Consider the following 20,837-nt stretch of genomic DNA (forward strand, 5'->3'; position numbering starts at 1 on the left):
GACCAGGACCTGGACGTGAAGCGGCTGTACGGGCGCTGCAGGTAGCGGGCTTGAACATCACGATGATCAATGATGTCACACCGATCCCTCACAATGGATGCCGTCCACCAAAAAGACCTCGCGGATAGTTAGGAGGCTGACATGCAGGAATTTAAAAGAGCGACTTTTCATAAAGAATCCACAGAAGAATCGGATGTTCAAGGAACTTTCGTTTTTGAACCCCTTGAACGCGGGTTTGGAACGACGATCGGGAATGCCGTTTGCCGTGTATTGATGATGAATTTGCCTGGATCTGGCGTTGTCGGATTTACGATCGAAGGAGCGGATCCAAATGCGACGACAGTTGCGGGAATCTTAGAAGATGTGACAGGGATCTTGTTGAATGTCAAAGCGTTGAAGCTCACTTCGGATAGTGATCAGCTTGAAACGCTCACCATCAGCAAAGAGGGGCCAGCGATCGTAACGGCCGCGGATCTGATCTGTCCAGAAGAAGTCGATATCACAGATCCAGATCAGCCGATCTGTACTCTGGAAAAAGGAGCTTCCTTGAATATGAATTTATATGTAGCCAATGGGATCGGCTTTAAGAGCGCTTCAGAGAATCGAGAGGCGTATTCGCTTCCTGAAGAAGCGATTGCGATCGATACGACCTTCACTCCGATCCGTTCGGCTGAATATTTGTCAGAACCAGCTCTTGTAGGACAAGATATCAAATATGATAAGGTCCATCTTTATGTAACGACAGATGGAACGATAACTCCTGTTCAGGCGATTTCGGAAGCTTCTTCGATCTTGGTCGATAATCTGGACGAGATCGTGCCGTTTGCTGGCTTGGATCTTGAAGAAAGCTTTACAGTACAGCAAGCGCAAGTGGAAGATGGTCAAAAACCGAATACGATGATGATCGAAGATTTGGATCTTTCTGTCCGTTCGTATAATTGCTTAAAAAGAGCGGGCATCCAAACTGTGGATGAATTGACACAAAAAACCGAAGATGAAATGATGCATGTAAAAAATCTTGGAAAGAAATCTTTGAAGGAAGTCAAAGAAAAAATGTATCAGCTTGGTTTATTCTTTAAATCGTACGAATAATGAGCAAAAAGTCGGACTTCCGACTTTTTTTAGATTGGAGGGGTCGAATTGCTGTTGAGTGCGCAAAATGTATCGAAAACGATCAATGACAAAGTTCTGTTTCAAAAGATCCAATTCTCGATCAAAGAAAAAGATAAGATCGCGATCGTGGGGGTGAATGGCTGCGGAAAGTCGACATTGTTGAAAAGCATCGCTTCATTGGATGAGAGTGTTGGCGATTTTATTGTTCCATCGAACATTCGGATTCATTATTTACCTCAGACACCTACTTTTAGTCAAGAAACCGCTTTAGAAGAAATGCAGTTTGAAAATCAAAAAAACGCTGTACCGCTCGATGAATACGCTTTGAAAAGCATTCTTTCAAAGCTAGGATTGCAAGACTATGATCTGGCAATCTCATCGATGTCTGGCGGGCAAAGAAAGCGTTTGGCTTTGGCTATGGCATTAGTCAGTCCGTGCGATCTATTGCTTCTAGACGAGCCAACCAACCATTTGGATGAACAGACGATTGGGTGGCTGGAAAACCAGTTGATCAAAATGAATTGCGCGGTTGTCATGGTGAGTCACGATCGCTATTTTCTCGATCGCATCTGTAATACGATTTTTGAATTGGATCATGGATCTTTGTATGTGATCGAGGGGAACTATCAAGCCTATCTAGAAGCGAAACAGACACGTCAGATGATTGAGGCAAAACAAAACGCGGCGTTGAACAATCTGTATCGAAAAGATCTTGAATGGGTGCGGGCTGGTGTGCAGGCGCGGAGCACGAAATCAAAGTCTAGGCTCGATCGCTTCGAAGAGCTGAGAAAAAAGCGTAAAAAAGAGCAGGAAGCGAGGCTGCAGCTGGAGAGCGCTTCGACACGACTAGGCAAGAAAACGATCGAATGGGAAGATCTGGCTTTTCATTATTCTGGACAAAAAGATCTTTTTTCGCATTTTAGTTATCGTCTTCTTTCGAACGATCGAATAGGGATCGTTGGACTGAATGGATGCGGGAAAAGCACATTGTTGAAGATCTTTGATCATGAACTTGCTCCCACTAGCGGAACGATCGAGTGGGGAGAGACAGTCCGGATCGGATTTTTTCGACAAGGGGATCAAGAAGTGGATCTGAATATGCGAGTGATCGACTATTTAGAAGAAACGGCGAAAGTCGTTTCTCTTGGTAAAGATACGATCACGGCTTCGCAAATGCTAGAACGGTTTTTGTTTCCTAAAGAGATGCATTATGTTCCGATTTCTCGTCTTTCTGGCGGAGAGAGAAGGCGTCTTTATTTGCTTCGGGTACTCATGCAGGCGCCTAATGTCTTATTGTTGGATGAACCGACAAATGATCTAGATCTTGTCACTTTGGAGATCTTAGAAGATTATTTGGATACTTTTCCTGGAATCGTGATCGCGGTCTCGCACGATCGATACTTTTTGGATCGAATCGCTGAACATACTTTTCTTTTTGAAAAAGGCGCGATCTTGGATCTTGTGGGTGGGTATTCCGAAGCTTTGATCCGCATGAAGGAGCGCCCTAAGAAAGAAAAAGAAACGAAGCCAGTTTATAAAAAGGAGAGAAAAGCTCGATTGACGTATATGGAAAAGAAGGAATTGTCTGTTTTGCCAGAACTTCTTGACTCATTGGAAAAGGAGATCGAGAGCTTGAATGCGCAAATGAGCGAGCCGAACTTGTCTTATGAGATTCTTTCTTCTTTGACGGCGCAACGAGATGAAAAGGAAGCTTTGCTCGAGGAGAAGAGCGAGCGGTGGATGGTTTTGGAAGAAAAGAGAGAAAATGAATAAACATCAAGAAAATGAAAAAAAGACGAATTGGGTAGCTTTGATCTTAGCGATCGTGATCATAGTCGCCATGATCATCGTTTATATAATATAAAAAGAGTATCGAAAGATACTCTTTTTAAACATTATAATAGTAATAGGTCGAAGTCTTTAGCGACGTGTTTTGGATAATGGGCATCGCTGGCTGTGATGATCTCTACGCCTTCGTCAAGGAGGATCTGGCGGAAAGCTGGATCTAAACCAACATCGTGATGGTGATAGCGATAATGCGCCCCCGTGTTATCTTCCATTTTGACGCGATGCTCCTTAGCGAGCCTAGCAAGCTGTTTATAGGTTTCTGTAAGATCGTATCCAGCAGGATAATTATACATTTTGATCACGTCAGGATGCCCGATCTGAGTAAAAAGATCGGATTGGATCGCTTTTGCGATCCGGTCGTAATAGCGTTTATAGATCGATGAGACATCTTCCTTTTCCCAGAGGAGGTCTTTGGAAAAGGCGTCCATGTCATAGAGGAGGCCATCGATCGAATGAACGCTTCCGACAAGAAAGTCATAAGGATATTGAGAAAGGATCTCTTTTAGAAAAGATTCGTTTTCTGGAGAATAACACACTTCTAAACCAAATTGAACATCGATCGGAAAAGACTCGTTTTTCATTTCTTCAATGAGCTTATGATAGTCTTTGATCGAATTGACTTGTTTCTTTTCAAACCATTCTTTTTGTCTTGGATCCGCCTCATAGACACCTTTATACATATCGTGGAATTCATAAAATCGATGTGTATGGTCTAAAATCTGCAGATGCTCGATTCCTTGTTCTTGGGCGGCTTTGACAAATTCCCAAACATATTCTTTGCTCAAAGGGCCATTTTCTAAGTGGACATGGCCATCGGTTTTATTTTTCATAGACTTCTACTCGAACGACGCCACGGATCTCCTTGATTTCGTTGATCGATTTTTCGCTTGGCTTTTGGTCGAGATCCAAGATCGTATAGGCGATCTCTTTTTTTGATTTATTGAGCAAATTCTCGATATTGGCGTCTTCGCTGGCAAGCTTATCTGTAATTTGCGAAATCATTTTTGGTTTGTTTTCATGGATGACGCAGATCCGATAATTTCCTGTGAATGGCGCGAAGGCGTTTGGCATATTGACGGAGTTGATAATATTTCCCGTTGTTAAATATTCCATGACCTCATCAGCCGCTTTGATCGCGCAATTTTCTTCCGATTCGTCTGTGCTCGCTCCTAAATGCGGAATCGGGATCACGTGAGGATGATCCGCAAGAAGAGGGGAAGGGAAATCGGTCACATATACGGCGACTTTTCCGCTATTCAAGGCTTCAAGCATATCTTCGTCGTTGACTAGACCGCCACGGGCGAAGTTGAGGATCTTGACACCATCTTTCATGAGCGCGATCGTCTCTTTGTTGATCGTATTTTTCGTGGAATCCATCAAAGGCAGATGCAAAGAAATATAGTCCGCGTTGGCGAACAGTTCTTTTTCATCTTTGACGTGATTGACCCATCGAGACATGCTCCATGCGTTGTCAACGGAAATATAGGGGTCGTATCCTTCTACTTGCATACCAAAGCGGAGAGCGAGGTTGGCGACTTGGATCCCGATCGCGCCTAAACCGATCACGCCTAATGTCTTTCCTGTGATCTCATTTCCAGCGTATTTTTTCTTTTGTTTCTCAACATCTTTGCTAAGGTTTTCATTGCCGCTTTGGCTTTTCGCCCATTCGATTCCGTGATAAATGTCACGGCTTGCAAGAAGAAGACCAGCAAATACGAGTTCTTTTACAGCGTTGGAATTCGCACCTGGCGTATTGAAGACGACGATCCCTTTTTGTGTACATGTTTCCAAGTCGATATTGTTGACACCAGCGCCCGCGCGAGCGATCGCTTTTAAGTTATCTGCATAATCGAGATCATGGAGATTGGCAGAGCGGACGATGATCGCGTCTTCCTCTTGCAGATCATCGCCTACAAGAAAGCGATCGTTGAATCGATCTAATCCTTTTTGAGCAATATTGTTGTAGAGCTTGATTTTATACATTAGCAGTTCCTTTCGCGTTTTCCGCTTCAAATTTTTTCATGAATTCAATGAGCGTTTCTATACCTTCGAGTGGCATCGCGTTGTAAATGCTTGCACGCATTCCACCCACTGTACGGTGTCCTTTGATGTTGACGAAACCAGCTTCTTTGGCTTCTTTGACAAATTTGGCGTCGAGTTCTTTATCGCCAGTCACAAATGGAACGTTCATATATGAACGATCTTCCTTATTGACTGGATTAGAATATAAAGAAGAAGAGTCAATATAGTCATAGAGCAGATTCGCCTTTTGATGGTTGATCTTTTGCATGTTTTCAAGGCCGCCGATCACATCTTCGAGCCACTCGAATACGAGGCCGCAAATGTAGATACCATATGTTGGCGGGGTATTGTACATCGAATTGTTGTCGGCATATGTTTTATAATTGAGCATGCTTGGAAGCGTATCGCTGTCTTTGAGCAGATCTTTTTTGATGATAACGAGAGTGACTCCTGCTGGACCGATGTTTTTTTGGGCGCCGGCAAAGATCAAGTCGTATTTTGTCACGTCTGTTGGTTCGCTTAAAATACAGCTAGAAAGATCGGCCATGAGCATCTTTCCTTCGTGAGGAGGAAGCTCTTTATATTTTGTTCCATAGATCGTGTTGTTTTCGCAAATATATACATAGTCGCTATCTTCGCTCAGATCGGATTGTTTGATTTTGGGGATATAGGTAAAGTTATCTTCCGCGCTGGACGCGACGACGTTCGTTTTTCCTAATTTTTTATGTTCAGCGATCGCTTTTTTTGTCCATTGTCCAGTATTGATGATGTCGGCTCCGTTTTTTAAGAAGTTCATCGGGATCATGCTGAACTGCATTGATCCGCCTCCTTGCAAGAAGAGGATCTCGTAATCTTCCGGAATATTCATCAATCGACGAAGTCGTGCTTTTGCGGTATTTAAAATATCTTCAAATTCACTGGATCGGTGGGACATCTCCATTACGCTCATTCCGCTCTGGTGTGCGTCCAGCATTTCTTCGCTGGCTTTATTGAGTACCCATTCTGGCAAACATGCTGGGCCTGCACTAAAGTTGTAAACTCGTGTCATTTTTTTCACCTTGGTGAATAGAATCCACCTTTCCTTTCATAATAGTTTTCATTATACGATTCTTTAAAGAGAATGCAAGTCCAAAATGTATGGGAAAAAGAAGCAAATGTGCTTAATATTTAAACAATTTTATGATTTTTGTGGGATTTAAAGGCTTCTATAGGGGTTTTTCACGCATTTTGTTCAATACTATTTACATTTACTGTTTCATTTATTTTCAACATAAGCATCTGATTTGCTTTTGGTTTGGGTTGTGTCTACTATTAGATTAACAAAGATAAAGGAGAAAAATACCATGTCAGATTTTTTTAAAAAAGCCGAAGAAGAAATGAAAGAACATTGGGATGACTTGAAAGAAGACGTCGCAAAAGAGGCGGACAAAATCAAAGCAGATATCGATAAAAAAGAAGCTGAACACAAAGCCAAAGAGGCAGCAGAAAAAGCCAAAGAAGCAGCTAAATCAACGGCTGAAGCTGCAAAAAGCGCAGCGAAAGACGCAACGAATACTGTAAAAGAAAAAGTAAACGATGCGAAAGACGCAGTAGCCGACAAAGTAAGCAAGTAATCGAAGCAGACGTCGCAAGGCGTCTTTTCTTTTTTTCTTTTTCCATGATAATATAAATAGAAAGCGGAGGAGAAAAATGGGCAATCAAAAAACAGTGGCATTGAATAAAAAGGCGCGTCATGACTATGAATTGTTCGATACATTCGAAGCCGGACTTGAATTGAAGGGAACAGAGATCAAAAGCATTCGGCATGGAAAAGTGCAGCTGAAAGATAGTTATATCTCGATCCGGGATGGACAAGCCTATATCAAAGAGATGCATATTTCTCCCTATGAATTTGGGAATCGCTTCAATCATGAACAGACGCGGGATCGAAGGCTTTTGCTTCATAAAAACGAAATTTTAAAACTGGAGCAGGCGACAAAGATCAAAGGCTATACGATCGTTCCTGTTCGGATCTATTTGAGTCATGGTCTCGCTAAATTGGAGATCGCGCTCGCGAAAGGTAAAAATCTGCATGATAAGCGTCAATCCGAAAAAGAGAAGGATGCGAAACGCGAAATCGAAAAAGCGATGAAGTTTAAGTATTGACATCGATATTTAATTGGTTTATATTAATCGAACCAATTGATACTGGGGATGTTTTTGGCATTCGATAGGTAATCGTTTGGGATAGACTACAGCCGTGAAGGAACACGTAAAAACCATTAAAATTTAAACGCTAAAACTAAATTTGCTAACTTGTTTGGTGCTAACCGCCCAGCAATGGCATTTGCTGCCTAATTAGACTACGTTTGTCTTGCAGCCCGAATTTGTGAGTTCGCTTTCTTATAACAAATTTGAGAATGGCAAAGAAGATCGGAACAAGAGTGGATCGGTTCCCTGTTCTTAAACACGTTGATCAAACCCATAAAGTATATTGTCCATCATAGCTTTATGGTTTCTTAGATGGAATAAGCTGTAAACGTTTATTCGTGGGACGTTATCTAGACAGGAGTTCGAGTCTCCTCATCTCCACCATAGAAGATCCAGCCCTTATGTAAAGGGCTTTTTTTATTGCGGTGTAATTTTGATCCAACGAAGATCATTTATGAAAGATCCGCCATTTTCGGATCACGATGATCTGCACAAAAGTTAAAAGAATACAGAAAACGATACAGGCAGTATATCCCCAAGGTTGTTTAAGAAGATGCATATTGATGAAGTTCATGCCCAACCATCCTGTGATAAAGGTGAGTGGAGTAAAAATAGAGGTAACGATCGTCAACAGATTGACTAGATCATTTTGCCGTTCAGAAAGTTTAGCTTGCTTCATATCTAAAACTTGGGTAAGCGATTCTTTTTGCGCATGGGTAATAGAAGCTAAATGATTCACTCGCTGAATATAGAGTGAAAGAAGCGTTTGCGCTGTCTCGTCTTCACTTTGGATCACTACCTGCTCGATCGTTTGGGCCATATTGGCAAGCTGCTCATAATAAATAAAGAGCGCGTTGAGCTCATTGCGCATATATAAAAAATCTTGACTCGTATTTGAGATTTTATCGCTCTCCATCTTCGAAGCAAAATCAGCAAGTGTTTTTTCATATCCTTGCAGAATATATAAGTCTTCGCGAACGAGATACTCCATAAAGTCGAGCAAAAAAAACAAGAGGCGTTTTTATTTCGTCGTCATAAATATCTTGCATATGGCGGACTTTTTTCGAACTTTAGATCCTTCGTCAATAAAATATAGCTTATTGTTCGTTAAGCAAAAAGCGAACTTATTGTGGGAGATCTGCAGATTCTTTTTAGAAGGAATCACGAAAGTACCATAGAGGAGGCCTCTGAAATTGGCGGCTTTACAAAATTCAGGGTTGCTGATGACTTTGTAAATATGTTGAACGTGATAGATGGAAGGCTCCTTATTTTTAAATTCTTCAAGCCCTAATATTTCGACTTGTCCTGCATCGGAATCAATCATTTTATTTTCATTTTCCATAAAACGCAATCTCCTTCTTTTTGTTCTTATTCTTATTATACTTGATTCGAACAAGATAGGACTCGAAGGATGCTATGATTGAAGATCTGATGAGTTTTTTTTGTTTATAAACGTTGAGCAATGTGGGCAATCCAAGACTATAGATGGAATGAAATTGATACTTATAAGCATAATAACAGCATAAATTAAAAAAGTAGAGTATAATTTGAATTAATGATTTAATTAATCATGTTTTGTTAAAGGAGGAATGCAGTTGAATCTACATAAAAAAGCTTGGAAAATCGCATTGGCCTATGTTGGGATCATTGTTGGAGCTGGACTATCATCTGGACAAGATCTCATGCAATACTTCGTGAGTTTTGGCTACAAAGGAATCATCGGTGTCTTGGGGCTCGCGGCTCTTAATATGATATTTGGCAAAATTATTCTGGGAACTGGCTGCTATTATCATGCCGATAGTCACGATGAAGTGCTAGCCCAAATCGCACATCCACTCACAAAAAAAATTTTAGACATAACCCTTGTCCTCTCAGGTTTTGTGATCGGGTTTGTTATGATCGCAGGAGCGGGTTCAAATCTACAACAACAATTCAACCTTCCTTTCTGGATGGGCGGATTGATCTGCTCATTATTGATCATTTTGGTAAGTTTTTTTGATTTCAAGAAGATCATGAATGTACTTGGAATATTCACTCCGATCTTGATCGTGATGATCTTAGGAATTTTCATCTATACATTTTGGGGGAAAACGTACGATTTTAATGAAATGAATGCGATCGCTCAAACACTCCCTTCTTCATTACCAAATATTTGGATTTCTGTTCTTAACTATTTTTCTTTATGCGCCATAACAGCTGTTTCGATGGCGTTTATTCTTGGAAGTTCATTGGTTCGGATCAAAGTCGCCAAAGAAGGCGGCCTGATCGGAGGCTTTTTGATTGGTCTGATCATTACTTTAGCGACGCTTGTTTTATTCGCGAAAGTCAATGTCGTCAAAGACGCTCAAATTCCGATGCTCGTCTTAGTGCAACAAATCTCTCCTGTTTTTGCGACCATTTATGCGTTCGTCATTTTCGCTTTGATCTTCAACACAGCCTTCTCTCTTTTTTATTCGCTCGCTTCACGACTCGCGAAAGGGAATCAAAAGAAAATGCGTCTCTATTTGATCGGATTGGTCATGATCGGATACGCTCTAAGCTTCGTCGGTTTCAAACAGCTTATTTCTGGCTTCTATCCTATTTTGGGATATTTAGGAATGGTGTTGCTCGTTGTGTTGCTGAGAAGCTGGATCGTAAGCCGAAAAGATCGTCAACAAGAACAAAAAGTGCGGCAAAAGCTCGTTAAACTCGCTCAAATAAAACTACATCCAAATAAATATTTTGGAAAGAAAGAACAAATCGAATATAAACGCTTGGAAAATTTATCAGTCGCTAAAGATGAAAATATAGTTGAAGATATTGAGCAAACTTTGATTCAAGAAGGAGCGATTCCGAATAGTTGATCGAAAATCCCACATATAAGACCACTTTGACCACTTGCTTGAAAGAAGGAAAAGAGCGAGTTATTATGAAGGTGCCAAAAGAAAAGGTTAAAACATAGAAAGAAATCTACAAAGGATCGAAGAAAAAAAGAAAACTTCCTCGACACAAAAGTCGTAAAAATGAACGAGAAGCTCTAGTAAACAATGATCAACAGATCATAAAAGCAAGTCTATCGGCTGTAAAGAAAGCGATAGGCTGAAGAAAAAAAGAATGCTAGGCAAGGAAGAAGAAGCCGCGGACAATTCAAAGTGGAAAAGGCGAAATCGATACCAAGTAGAAGACGATCTATGCAGGATCGAATGAAACGTCTAAAAAAGGACTCGGGTATCGAGGGAAAACAATAAAAAGAAAATAAGAAATGACGGAAAATCATTCATCCAATAACAAAGAAAAGAGCTCTTTGGAGCTCTTTTTTTTATGCTTAAAAGGCATTGAATCATGAAAAACTAAGCATTTTACAAATTGTCTGTCCTTTATTTTAATGAGGACGTTAGGAGGAAATGATGTATTGGGCTCGATTGAAAAACGGTGTATGAAAAAAGTTCCAAGTGATCTAAAAATCCCACATATAAGACCACTTTGACCACTTGCTTGAAAGAAGGAAAAGAGCGAGTTATTATGAAGGAGCCAAAAGAAAAGGTTAAAACATAGAAAGAAATCTACAAAAGGTCGAAGAAAAAAGAAAACTTCCTCGACACAAAAGTCGTAAAAATGAACGAGAAGCTCTAGTAAACAATGATCAACAGATCATAAAAGCAAGTCTATCGGCTGTAAAGAAAGCGATGGGCTGAAGAAAAAAAGAATGCTGGGCAAGGAAGAAGAAGCCACGGACAATTCAAAGTGGAAAAGACGAAATCGATCCCAAGTAGAAAACGATCTATGTAGGATCGAATGAAACGTCAAAAAATAGAACTCGAGTATCGAGGGAAAAACAATAAAAGAAAATAAAAAATGACGGAAAATCATTCATCCAATAACAAAGAAAAGAGCTCTTCATAGCTCTTTTTTCTTTGTTTTTCAGCGGTTTTCTGAAAATATTGAAAAGGAGCTTGACTTTGTTTCTTCCGACTTTTATTATGTTTTTACACGAATTGAATTGAGTATGAATATTCAAAGACGTTGAAGAGGAAATTGAAAGATAGATCTCCTTTGTAGAGAGTTGCTGGCAGGTGAAAAGCAACAAGGCCGTATCGTTCATCTCGCCTCGGAGTTGGTGAAGTGAAAAAAGTAATTTCACACGGAAGCCTACCGTTAAAAGGGAAGCAGTTGTTGGACTGTAAAGAGGTCACACATTGTGGCAATGAGAGTGGTACCGCGGGTTAACTCGTCTCTCAAGGTTTGCCTTGAAGACGAGTTTTTATTTTGTCTTTAAGGAAGAAATAAGGAGGAATAAGAAGATGATGGATGCAAGCAAATACGCTCCAGGTTATTACCCACCCAAAGAAAACGAATACCGCTGGGTGAAAAAAGATCACGTTGAACAAGCCCCAATATGGTGCTCGGTCGATCTGCGCGACGGAAACCAAGCTCTTGTCGTTCCGATGGATCTTGAAGAAAAGCTCGAGTTTTATAAAATGCTCGTCGCGATCGGATTCAAAGAGATCGAAGTCGGGTTTCCTGCCGCCTCTGAAACAGAATATGAATTTTTAAGGACTCTCATCGACAACGATATGATCCCCGAAGATGTCACGATCCAAGTCTTGACGCAATGCCGCGATCATATCATCCGAAAAACATTTGAAGCGGTAAAGGGAGCGCCCCGCGCCATCATCCATTTTTATAACTCGACATCCGTCGCCCAACGCGAACAAGTCTTTAAAAAATCAAAAGAAGAAATCAAGCAAATCGCGATCGAAGGCGCCAAACTCGTTAAAAAACTTTCCCAAGAATATGAAGGCAACTTCCTATTCGAATATTCTCCAGAAAGTTTTACGGGAACCGAACCTGATTACGCGTTAGAAGTATGCAATGCGGTGCTCGATGTCATGCAGCCAACACCAGACAAACCAATGATCATCAATTTGCCTGTTACGGTCGAAATGTCAATGCCGCATATCTATGCCAACCAAATCGAATATTGTTCAGACCGATTGAACTATCGCGACAGCGTGATCTTGTCCACCCACCCTCATAACGATCGAGGAACGGGAGTTGCCGACACGGAACTTGCTTTATTGGCAGGCGCTCAGCGCGTCGAATGCTGCTTGTTTGGAAATGGAGAAAGAACCGGAAACGTGGATGCGATCACTCTAGCGATGAATATGTATACGCATGGCGTCGATCCAAAGCTCGACTTTTCCAATATGCCAGAAATCGTAGAAATCTATGAACGAGTTTGTCGGATGCCTGTCTCTGATCGCCAGCCTTATGCGGGAAATCTTGTTTTCGCCGCATTCTCTGGCTCTCATCAAGACGCGATCGCCAAAGGCATGCATTATCGAGAAGACAAGGAACTGCATCAATGGAGCGTGCCTTATATTCCATTAGATCCTCACGATATTTCTCGGACCTACGACGCGGATGTGATCCGCATCAACTCTCAATCTGGAAAAGGAGGCATCGGATACATCTTAGAGACAGCGTATGGATATACATTGCCGGCCAAGATGCGCGAGCATTTTGGATACACGGTAAAAAGCGTCTCTGATCATGCTCATAAAGAACTCGCGCCAGAAGAAGTGCTCGAAATCTTTGAAAAAACATACCTAAACAAAGATATTCCTGTCTATGTTCGAGAAGCCCATTTCCAGCAAGGACCACTTACGAGCGCACATGTGACCGCATTGATCGGCGGAAAGAAGATGGAACTCACCGCTCGCGGGAACGGACGCTTAGATGCAGTATGCAATGCTTTGAAAGAAGGCCTTGGCATCGAGTTCCGTTTACAAACGTATCAAGAACACGCTCTTGAGCAAGGCTCGCATTCTCGAGCAGCCGGTTATGTTGGTATCGAATGGGAAGATAGGACATTCACATGGGGCGCTGGAACCGACACCGACATTATACGGGCAAGTATCAAAGCGCTCGTGTCCGCCATCAACAATGGATTGAAAGAAGAGGAATAAGATCATGCCAATGACAATGTCACAAAAAATACTCGCTGACCATGCCGGACTCGAATCTGTGAAGCCTGGCCAATTGATCGAAGTCGAACTCGATGCCGTTTTAGGAAACGACATCACTACACCTGTCGCTATCAAAGAATTTGAAAAAGCCGGCTTTGATTCTGTATTCGATCAAGAAAAAATCAATATCGTCCTTGACCACTTTGTTCCGAACAAAGACATTAAGGCCGCCCAACAATCGGCTACTTGTCGCAAATTCGCCAACACCTACAACATCAAAAACTTCTTTGACGTAGGAAAAATGGGAATCGAACACGCGCTTTTACCAGAACAAGGCATTGTGACAGCAGGCGATTGTATTATTGGCGCCGACTCTCACACTTGTACGTATGGAGCTTTAGGGGCTTTTTCGACGGGCGTAGGATCGACGGATATGGCTGCAGGCATGGCGACAGGAAAAGCTTGGTTCAAAGTGCCTTCAGCCATCAAAGTCGAACTGAGCGGAACTCTTCCTGATCGCGTCTCAGGAAAAGATGTGATCCTCGATTTGATCGGAAAGATCGGTGTCGATGGAGCGCTCTATCAATCTTTAGAATTCATGGGCGAAGGAGTGAAGAGCTTAACGATGGACGATCGCCTATGCATCTGCAATATGGCTATCGAAGCGGGCGCGAAAAATGGGATCTTCCCAGTCGATCAAGTGACGTTCGATTATTTAGAAGGCCGAAGCCAAAGGGCGTGGAAGATCTATGAAGCGGATGAAGACGCTTCTTATACGCAAACGATCCATATCGATCTTTCAACACTCGAGCCTACGGTCGCTTATCCGCATCTTCCAGAGAATACACATCTAGCCAAAGAAGGAAAAGATATTCGGATCGATCAAGTCGTGATCGGCTCTTGCACCAACGGTCGCTTGGAAGATATGGAAGCCGCCTATAAGATCTTGAAAGGAAAACAGATCAAAGAAGGGGTTCGTGCCATCATCATTCCGGCTACGATGGAAATTTATAAAGAATGCATCAAACGTGGATATACCGAAGCGTTTATCGATGCGGGATGTGTCGTATCAACACCGACTTGCGGACCGTGTCTTGGCGGATATATGGGGATCTTAGCCGAAAAAGAGCGATGCATCTCCACCACGAATCGCAACTTTGTCGGCCGAATGGGGCATACAAGCTCCGAAGTGTATTTGGCAAGTCCTTATACAGCAGCCGCTTCCGCGCTGACAGGCTATATTTGCGATCCAAGAGAGGTAGATTAAGATGGAAAATGTACAAGGAAAAGTATTTAAATTTAAAGACAACGTCGATACGGATGTGATCATTCCCGCTCGATATTTGAATACGGCTGATCCGGAAGAACTCGCCCTCCATTGTATGGAAGATATCGATCCCAACTTTGTAAAAAAAGTGAAAAAGAACGATTTGATCGTGGCGGGATGGAATTTTGGATGCGGGTCCTCTCGTGAACACGCCCCATTAGCCATCAAAGAAGCAGGTGTTGGCTGCGTGATCGCCAAAAGCTTCGCGCGTATTTTCTATCGAAACTCGATCAATATCGGCATGCCCATCCTTGAATGTAAAGAAGCGGTCGATGGGATCGAAGAAGGCGACGAAGTGCATGTCGATTTTAAAACGGGCGTCATTCATGATTTGAGCAATGGAAAGTCGTGGCAAGCTGAACCATTCCCTGAATTCATTCAAAAGATCATCGACGCTGGTGGTCTGATGCTTTCGATACGGGAGGGAAATTGATGCATAAAAAAATTGGTGTGATCTGGGGAGACTGCGCTTCGAAAGAAATCGTCGCTCAAGCGCTCTCTGTTTTAGAAGCGATCGAAAAAAAATACGGACACGAGTTTGAATATACAAAGATCTTGATGGGTGGAGAAGCGATCGATGAAATGGGCGAGCCGCTTCCGCAAAGTCAGCTCAATCTCTGCCTTGAACAAGATTCTGTCTTGCTTGGCGCGATCGGAGGACCTAAATGGGAAGGGCTTCCTGGACATCTTCGACCCGAAAAAGGTCTTCTTAAATTAAGAGAAGGAATGGGGTTGTACGCCAACAATCGGCCAGCCAAGATCTGGCCACAGCTTTCGGAAGCATCCCCTTTGAAAAAAGAAATCGTCGATCAAGGAATCGACTTTATCATCGTAAGAGAACTCATTGGAGGCGCTTATTTTGGCAAACACGAGCTGTATGAAATCGATGGCGAAAAGATCGCGATGGATACGATGCCCTATTCAGAGCACGAGATCGAAAGAATCGGAAAGATCGCTTTTGAAACCGCGCAAAAAAGGAATAAGAAGTTATGCATGGTCGACAAACACAATGTTTTGGAGACTTCGCGTTTATGGGCATCCGTCTTTGATCGACTCAAAGAACAATATCCGGACGTCGAGTATTCCACAATGTTCGTAGACAACGCTGCCATGCAGATCTGTAAAAATCCAAGTCAATTCGACGTGATCGTGACCGAAAACCTATTTGGCGATATTTTGAGCGATGAAGCCAGTGAAATCACTGGCAGCATTGGCATGATCCCAAGCTCTTCTTTAGGAGAGACTTCAAATGGATTGTATGAACCGATCCACGGATCCGCTCCAGATATTGCAGGAAAAGATGTGATCAATCCGATCGCTTGCATCTTATCGGCTGCGATGATGCTTCGTTATTCGTTCGATATGTCAAAAGAAGCGGACGATATCGAGCAAGCTGTCGACAGCGTGCTTACAAAAGGCTATCGTACAGCCGATATGATGTCCGAAGGCATGAAGCAAGTGGGAACCAAAGAAATGGGTGCTTTAATCAGAAAAGAAATCGAATCTTGTTAAAAATGGCGACAAAGATATGGATTTGCCGCTTTTCGCGTTACAATAGAACTATGAAAAAACCATTCGTGCTCAATCGCTTGCTCCACATCAGCAACGAGAGTCATCAAAAAGATACAAATTATTCGATTGCCAAAACGCTGTGTGATCATTTTTATGAGCTTCCTTCTATGACAATCCAAGAAACAGCGGATCTTTGTTATGTTTCATGCGCTTCGATTTCCCGCTTTGTCCGCTATTTAGGATATTCTGGCTTTTCGGAATTTAAAGAATCTTGCGCCAAATCGATTGGGATCGAAGCGGATTATTCCAATGAAGTTAAGAAAGCCCAAAAAGAAGACTTGCTTCCGATCTATACCCGCTTTACAGAGCAAATCCTTTCCAATATCCAAATCGCGTTTTCTGAATTAGATATTGAGCAAATGGATCGGATTTGCGGATGGATGCAGAAAGCGGATAAGATTGCGACGCTAGGCCTTGAATTCTCAAGTTTAGTTGGTGAACATATTCAATCCCGCTTAATGCGGATGCACAAGAACGTACAGACGAGTCTTGATTTTCAAGAACAAAAAGAAATCGTCCAAAATTTGACCAATAATTCGCTTATCTTTATTCTTTCCATGGAGGCGGGCTATTTGTATCACAATCCTGAAATCATCGATTGGATTCAAGCAAAAGGATGTAAAGTTGTTATTATCACGATCAATCCATACAATAAACAGATGCAGTTTGCCGATGAGATCCTCGTGTGTGGTAAGCAAAACTACAACACCGAAGGGAGGATTTCCTTGCTTTATATGGTTGAACTGCTCTTGATGCACTATTCTATTTCTTATTTTCAAAATCTGAAAATGAACCGACCTTCTTGATAAGGCGGTTTTTTTCTTCTTTTCTTACAATTAAAACAACAAAAGAAAAGGAGAATTTCAAATGAATGCACTTATGAACTGGATGGAACAACACCTTGTTCCGATCGCGAATCGGTTTGCTCAAAATCCGATCTTAAAAACAATGTCAGAGGGCGCCATGTCTTTATTGGCTGTGATCATGGTCGGATCGATCTTTTCAATCTTGAATGGAATCCCATGGGAACCGTATACGAATTTTTTGAACAGCACCCATCTTAATGAATTCTTTGCTTTTATTCCTGCTATCACAACAGAACTGCTTGGACTCTATATGGCTTTTTCCGTAGGAAGAGCTGGCGCCAAGAACTTTGGTCAGCCAGAAAGCGCCTTTATGTGCGGGATCTTATCGATGGCATGTTATTTGGTGCTCGTTCCTATCGATTCCGTTGAAGGAGTTTCAAGCATCCAAACAAAATACTTAGGAACGCAAGGCATCTTCGTAGCCTTGATCGGAGGGATCCTAAGCTCTTCGATCGTCACTTGGATCATTCAAAAAAAGATCGTGATCAAAATGCCTTCTGGAGTACCGCCAATGGTGGGAGAAAACTTTGCGGCATTGATTCCTGGATTTGTCATCATAACGTTATTTGCGCTGATCAAATGGATCTTCTTGCTGACTCCCTATGGAAATCCGATCGACTGTATTTATTCGATCATTCAAACACCGTTACAAGCTTTGACAAGCTCGCTGCCAGCTTTCTTGTTGCTGATCTTGATTGCTCAGATCCTTTGGTTCTTCGGTGTTCATGGTTCATATTCTGTGTTGCCGATTCTGTTTCCTTTGTGGATCGGATATGCTGGAGAAAACACAGCCAATGCAGCTGCTGGACTTCCAATCGAACATATCTTGAATGCGGGCATGTGGGATCTGGCTTGTCTAGGAGGAGCGGGAGCTACGATTGGACTAGTGATTTGGCTCTGTTTCTTTTCGAAATCTGCACAATATAAAGATTTTGGACGTTTGACATTTCCTTGCGGAGTCTTTGGAGTCAATGAACCCGTGATCTTTGGGTTGCCGATCATGCTCAATCCGATCATGTTCATTCCTTTTGTGATTACGCCTGTCGTGATCGTTTCTTTGGCTTACTTCTTGATTTCGATTGGTCTAATCACACCGCCAGTTGGTTTGATTGGAGCTGGCTCGATTCCGCCATTCTTGCATGGCTTGGCGAATGGATCTTTGAGCTTTGCGATCTATGAATTGATTGCGATCGGAATTTCGATGATCATCTACTATCCATTCTTTAAATTGATTGATAAACAAGCACTTCTTAAAGAAGAACAAGGAGAAAAGAATGAATAAGAATCAATTTTTGTGGGGCGCGTCCACATCCGCTTTCCAAGCGGAAGGCGCGTATTTAGAAGATGGAAAAGGACTAGGGACAGTGGATGTCCGCGTTGTCCCAGAAGGAATCGCGGATACGAAAATCGCTTCCGATCATTATCATCATTTTGAAGAAGATCTTTTGGCCATGAAAGAATTAGGCCTTAACGTGTATCGATTCTCCTTCTCATGGAGCCGGATCATGCCAGATGGTCATACAGTGAACGAAAAAGGACTTGCGTTTTATGATAAGATCATCGATCGCTGTTTAGAATATGGGATCGAACCACTACCTACCTTATATCATTTTGAAATGCCACAAGCACTTGTCGACAAGGAAGGAGGATGGCTTTCAAAATCGACGATCGAAGCCTATGCCTCCTATGCGAAAACATGTTTTGAACAATTTAAAGGAAAAGTAAAGACATGGGTGACGATCAACGAACAACTGATTGCCTCAGCAGCTTCCGATCTGCATGGCATCCATGCCCAAAGCGAAGAAGAATCGATGAAGAACATGTACCAAATTTCTTTCAATATGTCCATCGCTGAAAAGAAAGCGATGCAGATCCTGAAACAGATCGATCCAGAATCTAAAATCGGACCCGTTTGTTCGATCCAGATCGTATATCCGAACTCATGCGATCCTAAAGATATATGCGCTAGCTATGACGCGGAAGAAATGATGATGTATTCTCTATTGGATATGTCGGTCTTTGGCCACTATCCGAAACGATATACCTCGTATTTGAAGGCGCGCGGATGGCTTCCTTCCGTTTCGAAAGAAGAAGAAAACCTGCTCAAATCGATTCGCCCTGATTTCATCGGAATCAATTATTATTTTCCGCTGACCGTCAAAGCTCCAGGAAAAGATCACGACTTCTCAAAACTTCCTCCATTCTGGCGGTCCACGCTCTTTGAAGTAACCGACAATCCATATTTAGAAAAAAGCGAATGGATGCCTAATGGAATGGATCCGATGGGATTGTATCTAGGAATCCGAAAACTATACGATCGTTATCGTTTGCCGCTCATTATCACAGAAAATGGAATGGCTTATTCTGACCGGCTCGAAGATGGCAAGATCCACGATTCGTATCGGATCGATTACCTGGACGCCCACATTCAAAAAATAAAACAAGCAGTCGAGGAAGGCTATCCAGTTTTTGGGTATTGTCCATGGTCGCTCATCGATCTAGTCAGTTCTCATCAAGGATTTGGAAAACGGTATGGCTTGATCTACGTCGATCGGACGGATACGGATGAAAAAGAATGCGCCCGAATCCCTAAAGATAGTTATTATTGGTATCGAGAAAGAATAAAGAAAGGACTTTAATATGATTGATCTTCATGAATATCCGATCACGGAATTTCCTGACGACTTTTTGATGGGCGTGGCAAGTGCTGGTCAGCAAATCGAAGGGAACAATTGTTCGTGGCACGATGATCCAAAATATTATGGGACTCAGAATTATACAGGTGTTCCTTGGGTTCCTGCAGGAAAAGCGATGGATTCCTATCATCGTTACGAAGAAGACATTGCTTTGGCAAAAGAAATGCATTTAGACGCGTTTCGATTAAGCGTTGAATGGAGCCGGATCGAACAAGAGCCTGGTGTTTTTTCTGAAAAAGAGATCATGCACTATGTTCATCTTTTAAAACGATTGAAAGAAGAAGGAATGAAGACGATCGTGACACTGCATCATGTGTCGCATCCAGTATGGTTTCATGATTTGGGCGCCTTTAACAAGATGGAAAACTTGACTTACTTTTTACGGTATGTGGAAACGATCGTTCCTAGGATCATGGAATACACCGATTATTTTCTCGTTCTCAATGAGCTGAATATTCCTTTCGAATATTCGATCGAGGAAAGGATCAATATGCTTCAATTTCATGCTTATGCGTATCGCTTGATCAAGAAGTTTACGGATATCCCGACTTCGAGCACGATCTCGTATTCGTTCAAAGAACCATTCCGCGGACGATTTGATCGAGCGGATTCGGTGCTGGCAGAGTATGTAGATTGGATCGAAAACGAGTTTTTCTTTCATGCGGTTCGTACCGGAGAGATCATAATGCCCTATCACGATGTGATTTATTGTCCAGAATTGAAAGATTCTATGGATTTTTGGGCGGTAAATACCTATATCCGTCAATTGATCGATTCTAGAAAAGCGTTTCCGATCGGCAGTGTATATAACGCGACGCATTTCAAAGCGATGGATACTCCGATCTATACAGAAGAGATCGAGCCGGAAATCATGCTCAAGATGTTGATGCGATTGAATGATAAACCTGTCTTCATCACGGAAAATGGGATCTCATGTAAATCGGATAAAAGACGGATGGAATATATCGCTTCCATGCTGGTGGCGATCAAACAAGGAATGGATCTAGGTGCGAATGTGATCGGCTATTTGCATTGGTCCTTGCTCGATAATTGGGAATGGGGAAGTTATGCGCCAATCTTCGGACTCGCTTATTGTGACGAAAATTTGGATCGGCATCTAAAGAAGAGCGGAGCTTTTTATGGAGCGATCGCTAAAAATAAAAAAATCACTTCAGAAATCATTCATAAGTTTTATGACGCAAAAGAATGAATCATCATCATGGCTTGAAATCCACAATAATGTTATAGTCATATC

Annotated in this window: 19 protein-coding genes, 1 other RNA gene and 1 other annotated feature; of the genes, 15 read left to right on the forward strand and 5 right to left on the reverse strand. The window is 42.1% G+C overall.

Annotated features, from left to right (window positions below; all coding sequences use genetic code 11):
* The 3 genes from rpsK to BO225_RS10715 form a co-directional block, all read left to right on the forward strand.
* On the forward strand, positions 1-128 hold a 128-nt coding region (gene rpsK, locus BO225_RS10705), incomplete at its 5' end, for a 30S ribosomal protein S11 (RefSeq protein WP_076342210.1).
* 13 nt (positions 129-141) lie between these two features.
* On the forward strand, positions 142-1,092 hold the full coding sequence (locus tag BO225_RS10710; protein WP_076342211.1) for a DNA-directed RNA polymerase subunit alpha: 951 nt from the start codon (positions 142-144) through the stop codon (positions 1,090-1,092).
* A gap of 54 nt (positions 1,093-1,146) precedes the next feature.
* Entirely contained in the window at positions 1,147-2,886 is a 1,740-nt protein-coding gene (locus BO225_RS10715; protein ID WP_233120330.1) for an ABC-F family ATP-binding cassette domain-containing protein, read from the forward strand.
* Between the two features lie 122 nt (positions 2,887-3,008).
* Here BO225_RS10715 and BO225_RS10720 read toward each other — a convergent pair whose 3' ends face one another.
* From BO225_RS10720 to serC, 3 genes are read right to left on the reverse strand one after another with little or no spacing between them, the layout of a single operon-like run.
* A complete protein-coding gene (locus BO225_RS10720) occupies positions 3,009-3,791 on the reverse strand; it encodes a PHP domain-containing protein (RefSeq protein WP_076342213.1) in 783 nt (260 codons plus the stop codon).
* Entirely contained in the window at positions 3,781-4,944 is a 1,164-nt protein-coding gene (locus BO225_RS10725; RefSeq protein WP_076342214.1) for a phosphoglycerate dehydrogenase, read from the reverse strand. The genes BO225_RS10720 and BO225_RS10725 overlap by 11 nt, the downstream gene beginning before the upstream one ends.
* The gene (gene serC, locus BO225_RS10730; RefSeq protein ID WP_076342215.1) at positions 4,937-6,031 is read right to left on the reverse strand and encodes a 3-phosphoserine/phosphohydroxythreonine transaminase; all 1,095 of its coding nucleotides are present in this window, start codon (positions 6,029-6,031) and stop codon (positions 4,937-4,939) included. Before serC ends, BO225_RS10725 begins: the two co-directional genes overlap by 8 nt.
* A gap of 295 nt (positions 6,032-6,326) precedes the next feature.
* Between serC and BO225_RS10735 the strand changes: the two genes are divergently transcribed.
* The 3 genes from BO225_RS10735 to ssrA all read left to right on the forward strand — a co-directional run bounded on the left by BO225_RS10735 (position 6,327) and on the right by ssrA (position 7,557).
* Entirely contained in the window at positions 6,327-6,596 is a 270-nt protein-coding gene (locus BO225_RS10735; RefSeq protein WP_076342216.1) for a hypothetical protein, read from the forward strand.
* A 76-nt stretch (positions 6,597-6,672) separates the two neighbouring features.
* Positions 6,673-7,128, forward strand: a complete 456-nt coding sequence (gene smpB, locus BO225_RS10740) for an SsrA-binding protein SmpB (RefSeq protein ID WP_076342217.1) — start codon at positions 6,673-6,675, stop codon at positions 7,126-7,128.
* 44 nt (positions 7,129-7,172) lie between these two features.
* Positions 7,173-7,557, forward strand: a transfer-messenger RNA (tmRNA) gene (gene ssrA, locus BO225_RS10745).
* A 64-nt stretch (positions 7,558-7,621) separates the two neighbouring features.
* Here ssrA and BO225_RS10750 read toward each other — a convergent pair.
* Positions 7,622-8,164, reverse strand: a complete 543-nt coding sequence (locus tag BO225_RS10750; RefSeq protein WP_143356827.1) for a CorA family divalent cation transporter — start codon at positions 8,162-8,164, stop codon at positions 7,622-7,624.
* Positions 8,165-8,194: 30 nt separating this feature from the next.
* Positions 8,195-8,515, reverse strand: a complete 321-nt coding sequence (locus tag BO225_RS10755) for a magnesium transporter CorA family protein (RefSeq protein ID WP_076342219.1) — start codon at positions 8,513-8,515, stop codon at positions 8,195-8,197.
* A 247-nt stretch (positions 8,516-8,762) separates the two neighbouring features.
* On the opposite strand from BO225_RS10755, the gene BO225_RS10760 reads away from it, so the two are divergent.
* From BO225_RS10760 to BO225_RS10805, 9 genes are all read left to right on the forward strand, one after another.
* Entirely contained in the window at positions 8,763-10,016 is a 1,254-nt protein-coding gene (locus BO225_RS10760) for a YkvI family membrane protein (protein ID WP_076342220.1), read from the forward strand.
* A gap of 1,150 nt (positions 10,017-11,166) precedes the next feature.
* Positions 11,167-11,391: a binding site (T-box leader), on the forward strand.
* Positions 11,392-11,453: 62 nt separating this feature from the next.
* The gene (locus BO225_RS10770; protein WP_076342222.1) at positions 11,454-13,121 is read left to right on the forward strand and encodes a 2-isopropylmalate synthase; all 1,668 of its coding nucleotides are present in this window, start codon (positions 11,454-11,456) and stop codon (positions 13,119-13,121) included.
* 4 nt (positions 13,122-13,125) lie between these two features.
* Positions 13,126-14,388, forward strand: a complete 1,263-nt coding sequence (gene leuC, locus BO225_RS10775) for a 3-isopropylmalate dehydratase large subunit (RefSeq protein WP_076342223.1) — start codon at positions 13,126-13,128, stop codon at positions 14,386-14,388.
* A 1-nt stretch (position 14,389) separates the two neighbouring features.
* Positions 14,390-14,881, forward strand: a complete 492-nt coding sequence (gene leuD, locus BO225_RS10780; RefSeq protein WP_076342224.1) for a 3-isopropylmalate dehydratase small subunit — start codon at positions 14,390-14,392, stop codon at positions 14,879-14,881.
* Positions 14,881-15,960 (forward strand): 3-isopropylmalate dehydrogenase, encoded by a 1,080-nt coding sequence (gene leuB, locus BO225_RS10785; protein WP_076342225.1) that lies wholly within the window; start codon positions 14,881-14,883, stop codon positions 15,958-15,960. Before leuD ends, leuB begins: the two co-directional genes overlap by 1 nt.
* Positions 15,961-16,010: 50 nt before the next feature.
* Positions 16,011-16,826, forward strand: coding sequence for a MurR/RpiR family transcriptional regulator (locus BO225_RS10790; protein WP_158023839.1), 816 nt, complete (start codon positions 16,011-16,013; stop codon positions 16,824-16,826).
* 61 nt (positions 16,827-16,887) lie between these two features.
* Positions 16,888-18,168, forward strand: a complete 1,281-nt coding sequence (locus BO225_RS10795; protein WP_076342227.1) for a PTS sugar transporter subunit IIC — start codon at positions 16,888-16,890, stop codon at positions 18,166-18,168.
* Positions 18,161-19,525 carry a glycoside hydrolase family 1 protein gene (locus BO225_RS10800; RefSeq protein WP_076342228.1) on the forward strand — a complete coding sequence of 455 codons (1,365 nt, stop codon included), beginning with the start codon at positions 18,161-18,163 and terminating at the stop codon, positions 19,523-19,525. The genes BO225_RS10795 and BO225_RS10800 overlap by 8 nt, the downstream gene beginning before the upstream one ends.
* Position 19,526: 1 nt before the next feature.
* Complete coding sequence (locus tag BO225_RS10805; RefSeq protein WP_076342229.1) at positions 19,527-20,792, forward strand: family 1 glycosylhydrolase; 1,266 nt, start codon at positions 19,527-19,529, stop codon at positions 20,790-20,792.
* Positions 20,793-20,837: the final 45 nt, after the last annotated feature.

This window comes from Dubosiella newyorkensis (genome assembly GCF_001945605.1).
Lineage (GTDB): Bacteria > Bacillota_I > Bacilli_A > Erysipelotrichales > Erysipelotrichaceae > Dubosiella > Dubosiella newyorkensis.

What these genes read in the sequence shown, in the direction of transcription:
- BO225_RS10720 (WP_076342213.1), bottom strand. Translation starts at nt 3,791, where the DNA reads ATGAAAAATAAAACCGATGGCCATGTCCACTTAGAAAATGGCCCTTTG.
- BO225_RS10805 (WP_076342229.1), top strand. Translation starts at nt 19,527, where the DNA reads ATGATTGATCTTCATGAATATCCGATCACGGAATTTCCTGACGACTTT.
- smpB (WP_076342217.1), top strand. Translation starts at nt 6,673, where the DNA reads ATGGGCAATCAAAAAACAGTGGCATTGAATAAAAAGGCGCGTCATGAC.
- serC (WP_076342215.1), bottom strand. Translation starts at nt 6,031, where the DNA reads ATGACACGAGTTTACAACTTTAGTGCAGGCCCAGCATGTTTGCCAGAA.
- BO225_RS10795 (WP_076342227.1), top strand. Translation starts at nt 16,888, where the DNA reads ATGAATGCACTTATGAACTGGATGGAACAACACCTTGTTCCGATCGCG.
- BO225_RS10710 (WP_076342211.1), top strand. Translation starts at nt 142, where the DNA reads ATGCAGGAATTTAAAAGAGCGACTTTTCATAAAGAATCCACAGAAGAA.
- BO225_RS10735 (WP_076342216.1), top strand. Translation starts at nt 6,327, where the DNA reads ATGTCAGATTTTTTTAAAAAAGCCGAAGAAGAAATGAAAGAACATTGG.
- BO225_RS10725 (WP_076342214.1), bottom strand. Translation starts at nt 4,944, where the DNA reads ATGTATAAAATCAAGCTCTACAACAATATTGCTCAAAAAGGATTAGAT.
- leuB (WP_076342225.1), top strand. Translation starts at nt 14,881, where the DNA reads ATGCATAAAAAAATTGGTGTGATCTGGGGAGACTGCGCTTCGAAAGAA.
- BO225_RS10790 (WP_158023839.1), top strand. Translation starts at nt 16,011, where the DNA reads ATGAAAAAACCATTCGTGCTCAATCGCTTGCTCCACATCAGCAACGAG.
- BO225_RS10760 (WP_076342220.1), top strand. Translation starts at nt 8,763, where the DNA reads ATGCAGTTGAATCTACATAAAAAAGCTTGGAAAATCGCATTGGCCTAT.
- BO225_RS10770 (WP_076342222.1), top strand. Translation starts at nt 11,454, where the DNA reads ATGATGGATGCAAGCAAATACGCTCCAGGTTATTACCCACCCAAAGAA.
- BO225_RS10750 (WP_143356827.1), bottom strand. Translation starts at nt 8,164, where the DNA reads ATGGAGTATCTCGTTCGCGAAGACTTATATATTCTGCAAGGATATGAA.
- leuD (WP_076342224.1), top strand. Translation starts at nt 14,390, where the DNA reads ATGGAAAATGTACAAGGAAAAGTATTTAAATTTAAAGACAACGTCGAT.
- leuC (WP_076342223.1), top strand. Translation starts at nt 13,126, where the DNA reads ATGCCAATGACAATGTCACAAAAAATACTCGCTGACCATGCCGGACTC.
- BO225_RS10755 (WP_076342219.1), bottom strand. Translation starts at nt 8,515, where the DNA reads ATGGAAAATGAAAATAAAATGATTGATTCCGATGCAGGACAAGTCGAA.
- BO225_RS10800 (WP_076342228.1), top strand. Translation starts at nt 18,161, where the DNA reads ATGAATAAGAATCAATTTTTGTGGGGCGCGTCCACATCCGCTTTCCAA.